Raw genomic sequence first — 1,513 nt, 5'->3', positions numbered from 1 at the left:
CACTGGCAGCCGGAGGGGATCGCCGGGGTCTTGGCCAGGATCTCGGAGACCGGGTAGCGGGATTCCCGCCGTACGGCCATGAAGATGCGCGGCATGACCGGGAAGTGGAACGCCATGTGGCACTCGTCGCCGCCGCTTCTGAAGTCACCGAAGTAGTCGACGACATCCTCGGGCCACTGGTTGGCCTCGGCGAGGAGCACCTTGTCGGGGTACTGGGCGTCGATCTCCTTGCGCACCCGCCTCAGGAACTCGTGGGTCGCCGGCAGGTTCTCGCAGTTGGTGCCCTCCTGCTGGTACAGATACGGCACCGCGTCCAGCCGGAACCCGTCGATGCCCAGATCCAGCCAGAACTTCAGCGCGGAGATCATCTCCTCCTGCACGGCCGGGTTCTCGTAATTCAGGTCCGGCTGGTGCGAGAAGAAGCGGTGCCAGTAGTACTGCTTGCGTACCGGGTCGTACGTCCAGTTGGAGGCCTCGGTGTCGACGAAGATGATCCGCGCGCCCTGGAACTGCTTGTCGTCGTCGGCCCAGACGTAGTAGTCCCCGTACGGACCGTCCGGATCCCGCCTCGACTCCTGGAACCACGGGTGCTGGTCGCTGGTGTGGTTCATGACGAAGTCGATGATGACGCGCATGCCGCGCTGGTGGGCGGCGTCCACGAACTCCACGAAGTCGGCGAGGTCACCGAACTCGGGGAGCACCGCGGTGTAGTCGGAGACGTCGTAACCCCCGTCCCTGAGCGGGGACTTGAAGAACGGCGGCAGCCACAGACAGTCGACCCCCAGCCACTGCAGATAGTCGAGCTTGGCGGTCAGGCCCTTCAGGTCGCCGACGCCGTCGCCGTTGCTGTCCTGGAAGGAACGGACCAGGACCTCGTAGAAGACGGCGCGCTTGAACCACTCCGGGTCCCGGTCCCCCGCGGGAGTGTCCTCAAAGGTGTCCGGAACGGGCTCGTTGACGATCATATGGTGGGTGACCCTCCGATCTGCGGGTTGGACGGTCGCAGGACGGTGAAGACATGCGCGGGCCTATGACCCGGTTCGAGGCGCACATAGTTGGCCCTGCCCCAGTAGTAGGTCTCGCCGGTGAGCTCGTCACGCACCGGCACGGACTCGTGCCACATCAGGCCGAGTTGCGGCATGTCCAACGAGACCGTGGCTTCCTGGGTGTGGTGGGGGTCGAGGTTGGCGACCACGAGAACCGTGTTCGATCCGCTCCGCTTCGAGTAGGCGATCACCGCGTCCTTGTCGGCGTGGTGGAAGTGCAGATCGCGCAGTTGCCGTAGGGCCGGGCTGCGGCGCCGGACGGTGTTGAGCTTGGTGATGAGCGGCGCGATGGTGCGGCCCTCGCGTGCGGCGGCCTCCCAGTCCCGTTGCTTGAGCTGGTACTTCTCGGAGTCGAGGTATTCCTCGCTGCCCTCCCTGAGCGGGGTGTTCTCGCACAGTTCGTAGCCGCTGTAGATGCCCCAGGCGGGGGAGAGGGTCGCGGCGAGCACGGCCCGCACCTCGAAGGC

The 1,513-nt window shown here is 65.8% G+C and carries 1 protein-coding gene and 1 pseudogene; both read right to left on the bottom strand.

From position 1 onward, the window contains the following. A partial coding sequence (locus ABZ624_RS43010) for an alpha-amylase family glycosyl hydrolase (protein ID WP_360101211.1) occupies positions 1-965 on the bottom strand: 965 nt, incomplete at its 3' end. Then, positions 962-1,513, bottom strand: a pseudogene (locus ABZ624_RS43005) (alpha-1,4-glucan--maltose-1-phosphate maltosyltransferase); the annotation flags it as partial. The pseudogene ABZ624_RS43005 and the gene ABZ624_RS43010, both read right to left, overlap by 4 nt.

The organism is Streptomyces sp. NPDC007205 (assembly GCF_040634095.1).
Classification (GTDB): domain Bacteria; phylum Actinomycetota; class Actinomycetes; order Streptomycetales; family Streptomycetaceae; genus Streptomyces.
This window is presented reverse-complemented; position numbering and strand designations above follow the sequence as displayed.